Origin of the sequence: Cobetia sp. MC34 (assembly GCF_018340035.1) — a bacterium.
GTDB classification, from domain to species: domain Bacteria; phylum Pseudomonadota; class Gammaproteobacteria; order Pseudomonadales; family Halomonadaceae; genus Cobetia; species Cobetia amphilecti.
In genome coordinates this window covers 1-6,935 of sequence record NZ_JADPPY010000059.1, presented here as the reverse complement: position 1 = coordinate 6,935, position 6,935 = coordinate 1, and the positions used below count along the sequence as shown (strand labels likewise).

6 protein-coding genes are annotated in these 6,935 nt (G+C 59.8%); 4 read left to right on the top strand and 2 right to left on the bottom strand.

Translation table 11 applies throughout. The annotated features are described in order from the left end of the window. Nucleotides 1–109: 109 nt before the first annotated feature. The gene (locus IZU87_RS18005) at nucleotides 110–241 is read right to left on the bottom strand and encodes a hypothetical protein (protein WP_283248930.1); all 132 of its coding nucleotides are present in this window, start codon (nucleotides 239–241) and stop codon (nucleotides 110–112) included. Nucleotides 242–560: 319 nt separating this feature from the next. Here IZU87_RS18005 and IZU87_RS16765 point away from each other — a divergent pair, with 319 nt between their 5' ends. Then, entirely contained in the window at nucleotides 561–1,289 is a 729-nt protein-coding gene (locus tag IZU87_RS16765) for a FadR/GntR family transcriptional regulator (protein WP_077373794.1), read from the top strand. Here IZU87_RS16765 and IZU87_RS16760 read toward each other — a convergent pair whose 3' ends face one another. Further along, the gene (locus tag IZU87_RS16760) at nucleotides 1,290–2,351 is read right to left on the bottom strand and encodes an NAD(P)H-dependent flavin oxidoreductase (protein WP_175090701.1); all 1,062 of its coding nucleotides are present in this window, start codon (nucleotides 2,349–2,351) and stop codon (nucleotides 1,290–1,292) included. It abuts the gene before it with no gap. 318 nt (nucleotides 2,352–2,669) lie between these two features. Here IZU87_RS16760 and IZU87_RS16755 point away from each other — a divergent pair, with 318 nt between their 5' ends. The 3 genes from IZU87_RS16755 (at nucleotide 2,670) to IZU87_RS16745 (ending at nucleotide 6,885) form a co-directional block, all read left to right on the top strand. Beyond that, on the top strand, nucleotides 2,670–4,400 hold the full coding sequence (locus IZU87_RS16755; RefSeq protein ID WP_175090700.1) for a thiamine pyrophosphate-dependent enzyme: 1,731 nt from the start codon (nucleotides 2,670–2,672) through the stop codon (nucleotides 4,398–4,400). Between the two features lie 432 nt (nucleotides 4,401–4,832). Next, on the top strand, nucleotides 4,833–5,999 hold the full coding sequence (locus IZU87_RS16750; protein WP_175090699.1) for a nucleotide sugar dehydrogenase: 1,167 nt from the start codon (nucleotides 4,833–4,835) through the stop codon (nucleotides 5,997–5,999). A gap of 250 nt (nucleotides 6,000–6,249) precedes the next feature. Beyond that, nucleotides 6,250–6,885 carry a hypothetical protein gene (locus IZU87_RS16745; RefSeq protein ID WP_213115292.1) on the top strand — a complete coding sequence of 212 codons (636 nt, stop codon included), beginning with the start codon at nucleotides 6,250–6,252 and terminating at the stop codon, nucleotides 6,883–6,885. The last annotated feature ends 50 nt before the right edge of the window (nucleotides 6,886–6,935 follow it).

The window sequence follows — 6,935 nt, the reverse complement described above, 5'->3', positions numbered from 1 at the left end:
GAATTACCTGAAAGGAGAGAAATCTTTCAAAGGCGGAATTCGGCGGAAACAGAAGAAAGCGGCACTGGTTGAGACATATCTTGCTGACATTCTCGCGGTCTGAAAGCTTTCATGCGTTTTCCCTGACGCTGTGGGTCTCGGCGAACTGCTCGGGTTCCGCGATCAGGCGAGCGATCAGCTCCGGGCCGATACCGGCGGGGTCACCGAGGGTCAGGGCAATGACAGGGCGTGTTGCGGACATGGGGTCAGCCTCTTGGTGTTGTCGTCGTTGTTGTCGTTGTCGATCGATGTGGTAGATCGTTGTCGATCGTGTCGATGTCGGGCGTGCTCAGCAGTCCGGCCTCTGGCGTCAGGGTCTTCTCAAGACAGTTCAGGACTGTGAAATATCACGACTTGATTGGACTGCTGGTTGGTTTACCGGACCAGTTGAGGTGAAAATTAGCCGAGCGCACGATGATTGGTCAAGGATTTCTCGAAAATTGCGACCATGGTCGGTTTTCTGGTGCGCCTGATTCGGTTGTCAGTTATTCTGGTATGAAATCTATACCAGTGGGGGCCGCATGAACCAGACGCCTTTCGCCTTCGAGAAAGCGCTGAAGAATCAGACCAAGAAGGAAATTCTCGCCGACAAGCTCATCGAGATGATCCTGACCGGCCTGTTGCGCGATGGAGATGAACTACCCAGCGAGCGTGAGCTGGCGCAGCTGTTTGAAGTGAGTCGTGAGACCGTGCGCGGGGGGCTGGCGCTGTTGACGGGCTATGGTCTGCTCAATGTCTCGCATGGCAGCAAGTCACGGGTGTGTGCCAGTGAGGCCGTGATCGACAGCTTCCGCAATCATCCCGCACGTCAGCAGGGCGATGAGCTCAACAATCTGGACATCGAGAGCGTCTTCGAGAGCCGTATCGTGGTGGAGTCGGCCATCGCCCGCCGCGCAGCACGGCACATCGATGCCGCGGGCCTCAAGAAGCTGGATGCCTTGCTGGACGCCCAGTCCCAGCATTTCGACTCGCCGGTGAACTTCCAGCTCTCGGATCAGAACTTCCATCAGGTGATCGCGGAGTATTCGCGCAACGAGATCCTGATCCGCTACGCCCACGAGCTCTATACCTATGCGCTCAACATTCGTCGCCAGGTCATGGCCGAGCATGGCTCGATCAAGCGCAGCTATGAAGAGCACGTACGTATCGTCGAAGCGCTGCGCGCCGGCGACCCTGACGCCGCCGAACGCGCCATGCTCTCGCATATCGACAGCGTCTATTACACGACGCGGGACAAGATGAAGCGCTGATCATTGCGTATTGCTAGACGCTTGTGTCCATTCCTTTCCCAATATTGCCATCAGCTCTCCCGCTGGCATCGCTCTGGCCAGCGGGGCGCCCTGGCCCGCCCACTGTGCCCCGAAACCGGTGTCGCCCTGGGATCTGGCGGCGGCGTTGAGCGCCTTGCCGGCGGCGTAGGTGAGAGGGTAGTCCGGTGGTGTGGGGCATGATGGGTCTTCCATCAGACTGACGAATCGATTGGCGAGAATGCGTGCGGGGCGGCCCGAGACGATCGAGGTCATGCGGGTGTCATGCGCTGCTGGCCCTGCGAGTGCGTCTCGATAGGCGGCATCGGCGCTGGATTCCGGGCAGGCGATGAAGGCGGTTCCGAGTTGGGCTGCCACGGCGCCATTCGCGAGAGCGGCGGCAATGGCCTCACCATTCATGATGCCTCCTGCGGCAATGATCGGCAGATGCGTGGCGCCTACCAGCTGCCTGGTTAGGGCGGCAGTGCTCAGCTGGGTATCCGCGGCTGTTGGATCAAACATGCCGCGATGGCCTCCCGCTTCAAATCCCTGCGCCACGATGGCGTCCAGGCCGGCCCGCTCGATAGCGCTGGCTTCCTCCAGGTGGGTCGCCGTCGCCATGAGCCAGATGCCTGCCTCCTTCAAGGCGCGGATGAAATCGCGTGAGGGCAGGCCGAAGTGAAAGCTGACGACGGGTGGGCGAGTCTCCAGCAACATCGCCTGCATGTCGGGGTCATCGGCAACGCTGGTATAGAGCGTGTCGAGTCTGGTGGGGGGCGTTGCCTCGAAGGCCTGGAAGTGCGGCGTCAGCCACTCCCGCCAGGCTGTCTCGCGAGCAGTGTCATGTGCCGGGGCCGAGTGCACGAAGACATTGACGTTGAAGGGCCTGTCGGTCAGCGCTTGCAGTTCTGTGATCATCCTGCGGGCGCCGTCGGCATCCGTGGCACCGACGCCGATCGAGCCCAGCCCGCCTGCCTTCGAGACCTCGGCTGCCAGATGAGGCGTCGAGACGCCTGCCATCGGGGCCTGAATGATCGGCCATTGCATTCCCATCCTCTTCAGCATTCTCGTTCTCCTCAGCATCGTTCTCTCCGGCATTGCGCTCTCTCCAGTATCGCTCCATCCATCACTGCGCTCTGCTCTGCATGCACAGCTCTGCCTGTGCACTCCGCCTGTGCACGCTGCGTGGCGTGATCAGGCCCTCGTGGTTCGGGTGCCTCAGGCTCATGCTACGCCGCACGCAACGCCGTGTGCCACTGATGCCTTGCGTCCTCACCATTGCATTTCCTCGGGTCATCCCAACGTCTTGTTTACTGTTTATTCGAATGAGTGAATGCATTGCTCATCCTTCACCGCAACTCAACGGAAAAGGAAAGCGCCCCCATGTCCAAGTCCCATTCTTCGGCCCATAGCGTCTCCGAGATCATCACCGAATCCCTGCTCGAGGCAGGTGCCAAGCGCTGTTATGGCATCGTCGGCGATACCATCAACCATTTCACCGACGCCATCCGGCGCTCCGAGATGGAGTGGGTGCATGTGCGGCATGAGGAGGTGGCCGGCTTCGCGGCAGGTGGCGAGTCCTTCATCAGCGGGGAGCTGACCTGCTGTGCCGGCACCTGTGGCCCGGGGAGCACCCACTTTCTCAATGGTCTGATCGAATCGCATCGCAATGGCGCACCGGTGGTGTTCATCGCCTCGCAGATCGATACCGCCGAGATGGGCGTGGGCTTCCCGCAGGATGTGGACCAGAAGGCGCTTTATTCCCAGTACAGCGTGTTCTGTGAATACCTGACCAATCCCGAGAATGCTCGCCGCATGGTGGCCATCGCGGCGCAGAAGGCGCTGGCGGAAGGTGGGGTCGCGGTGCTGATCGTCCCGGGGGATCTTTTCCCGCAGAAGCCGAAGGCCTCGCTGCCCTGGCGTGCCCATCGCTTCTCGCCGGTGATCCGCCCGAGTGAGCAGGAGCTGGCCGCCGTCGCCGAGGCGCTCAATCAGCCGGGCAAGGTGTCGATCTACGCCGGGGTCGGCTGTCAGGATGCGCAGGAAGAAGTGCTGGCATTGGCACGTCGCCTCAAGGCGCCGGTGGCCTGGACGTCGCGTGCCAAGGACTTCATCGAGCCCAACAATGAACTCGAAGTCGGCATGACCGGCGTGTTCGGCCTGCAGGGCGGCTACGAGGCCGTCGCGGAGTGTGACACCTTGCTGCTGCTGGGCTGCAGCTTTGCCTGGTCCCAGTTCTATCCGGACAAGGCCACCGTGATCCAGGTGGATCTCGACCCCGGCAAGATCGGTATCCGTCATCCGGTGGATCTCGGTGTCGTCGGTAGCGTCAAGGACACCTGTGCCGCTCTGCTGACCCGCGTGGACCCGCGTGATGACAGCGGCTGGCTGGACAGCTGCCGCAAGAAATATCTCGAGGCACGCGACGAGGCCGCCGTCACCTCCGACGATGAGCATCTGATTCACCCGCAGGAGCTGACTCTGGCGCTGGACCGCCATGCCAGTGAGGACGCCGTCTTCACCGCCGATGGCGGCAGCCCCATGGTGTGGTGCCTGCGTCATATCCGCGCTAACGGCAAGCGCCGCACGCTGCCAAGCCTGATGCATGGCACCATGGCCAATGCCTACCCCCAGGGCATCGGCATCCAGAAGGCCTACCCTGAACGTCAGGTGATCGCCATGTGCGGTGATGGCGGTCTGTCGATGCTGATGGGGGACCTGCTGACCCTCAAGCAGGAGAAGATCCCGCTCAAGATCGTCATCTTCAACAACAGCACGCTGGGCTTCGTGGAGCTGGAGCAGAAGGTCGAGGGCATCCTGGATACCTACACCGAACTCGAGAACCCCGACTTCTCGCTGGTCGCCCAGTCCATGGGGCTGTGGGGACGGCGTGTCGAGGAGAAACACGAGCTGGATGAGGCAGTGCAGAGCCTGCTGGCGCAGGACGGCCCTGGGGTGCTGGAGGTTAAGGTCAACCGCATGGAGCTGGTGATGCCGCCGCACGTCGAAGCCGGGCAGATCGCCTCCACCGCGCTCTACTCCGCCAAGGCGGTGCTCAATGGGCGCATGGATGATGTGGTCGATCTGGTGCGCAACAACTTCACCGGTCGGTGAGTGCGGCGTGAGAGATTGTGACTCACTCATGCACTCTTGAGTGAAGGTGCAGACAAGAAGGCCCCGATCTAGAGGATTGGGGCCTGTTGGTTGGTACGGCAGGTAACTGAGGGGGCTTCAGCACGACCGGACGTTGCCTGCGAGAGCAGAGCTCAGCTCGCGGTCAGGATCACTTCCATACCTGTGAGGAGAAGCCGCGCCAGTAGTCGTCCATGTCACGACAGCGCTTCATGGGATTTCACGGTATGAGAATTTTGCGTCTTTTGAGAGCTGCACCAAGGATGCAGTATTTCGTAATTCGGCGTTATGCTATGGCGCTGTCTCGTTGCGCAACAAGAAGCATCCCGAATGTTCTTTTCGTGTTCTGAATATGAACTGATCGTTGGGGATATGCTGCTCGATGGTTGTTTATGAATTACAGGAATCTTCAGTATGAAAATCGCCATCGCAGGCACAGGTTACGTCGGTCTCTCCAATGCCATGCTGCTTGCGCAGCATCATGAAGTGATCGCACTGGATATCGTGCCAGAGAAGGTGGAGGGGCTGAACCGTGGTGTCGCACCGATAGAAGACACCGAGATTGACGAGTTTCTGGCACGTGGGGACCTGAACTTCCGCGCTACCCTCGACAAGGAAGAGGCCTATCGCGGTGCCGATTTCGTGATCATCGCCACGCCGACGGATTACGATAGCACCACTAACTACTTCAATACTTCCAGTGTCGAAGCAGTGGTTCAGGATGTGCGCGACATCAATCCTGACGCGGTGATGGTGATCAAGTCCACTGTGCCGGTAGGCTATACGGTAGAGGCGCGTGAGCGTTTCAATACCGAGAATCTGATCTTCTCGCCGGAATTCCTGCGTGAAGGCAAGGCGCTGTACGACAACCTGCACCCATCTCGTATCATCGTCGGTGAGCGCTCCGAGCGTGCCGAGGTGTTCGCTGGGCTGCTCAAGGAAGGTGCCATCAAGCAGGGTGTCGATGTGCTGTTCACTGACAGCACCGAGGCAGAGGCCATCAAGCTGTTCGCCAATACTTACCTGGCAATGCGCGTCGCCTACTTCAATGAGCTGGATACCTACGCCGAATCACATGGCCTGGATGCCAGGCAGATCATCGAAGGGGTGGGGCTGGACCCGCGCATCGGTCAGCATTATCACAACCCGTCCTTCGGGTATGGGGGTTACTGCCTGCCGAAGGATACCAAGCAGTTGTTGGCCAATTATCAGGAAGTGCCCAACAACATGATCCAGGCCATCGTCGATGCCAACACTACGCGCAAGGACTTCATTGCGGAATCCGTGCTCAAGCGCAACCCTCAGGTGGTGGGGGTGTATCGCCTTGTGATGAAGTCCGGCTCTGACAACTTCCGCGCCAGTGCCATGCAGGGCGTAATGAAGCGCATCAAGGCCAAGGGTGTGGAAGTGGTGGTGTACGAGCCGGTACTGGAAGAGGACACCTTCTTCGGGTCACGCGTCATGCGAGACCTCGAGGCGTTCAAGCAGGAAGCTGACGTCATTCTGAGCAATCGCATGGCGGAAGAGCTCGCCGATGTGGTCGACAAGGTCTACACCCGGGATCTGTTCGGCAACGATTGATCCTGAGCGCTGCTTATTGATCGAAAATACAATGCCGCATCCCCGTGATGCGGCGTTTTTGTATGAGCGCACAGGGTACCGGGTAAGAGGGAGCAGGTGATGACTTTCATGCTGCTTGCCTGATGCCAAGAAGGAGGGGAGTTGTGTCAGGCTATCTCTCCCATGGAGTCCTCAATAGCCCTCTGCAGCATGCGCCTGAGTGGCTCGGGCCATCCTTCATAGAGTCATCACTGGGTCAGGAAGGCCAGGTATGCCGTCATACGATTCCCTCGCTCGTTCAGCTTCATCCCCCGTTGATGCCGATGTTTCCACGGTGACGTCGCGCCCCGTGTCCTACGGCGTTTTCCTGTTCGGTCTGCTCAGTCTGGTCGTGCCCTCTGGTTATAGCATCGGGCCGGCACTGCTGGTGTTGCTCAGTGGCTATGGGCTGCTGCGCGAGCCGCGCACGCTGCTGCGCGCGCCTCGCAAGGAGGACGTGACCGTCATCGGCGTGATGGTGGGCCTCGCAGCCTTGTTGCTGATTAGCCTCCTGCTGCAGGGGGATGCGTGGCAGACGACAGGCGTGCCTATCCGCCTGTTGCTGGCTGTGCCGGTGCTGTTGCTCGTATTGTCGTGTCCTCCGTTGCTGGGGGCGATGTGGGGTGGGTTGATCCTCGGCAGCGTGCTGACCGGCAGCTGGGCGATGTGGCAGAAGCTGGTGTGGGGTGTGCACCGCGCCGGTGGCTTTACCAACACCATCAATTTCGGCGATATCTGCATGTTGATGGGGCTGATGTGTCTCGCGGGACTTGGCTGGGCCATGAGTCAGGCAGGGAAAATGCATGAAAAACCGCTCTACGACGGGCCTCGTAGCGCTTTACCAAAAGGACATTATGTGGTCATTTAGCAGCTTTCGCTCATGGATGATCCGATGCTGACACCGTCTCTTATGCACCA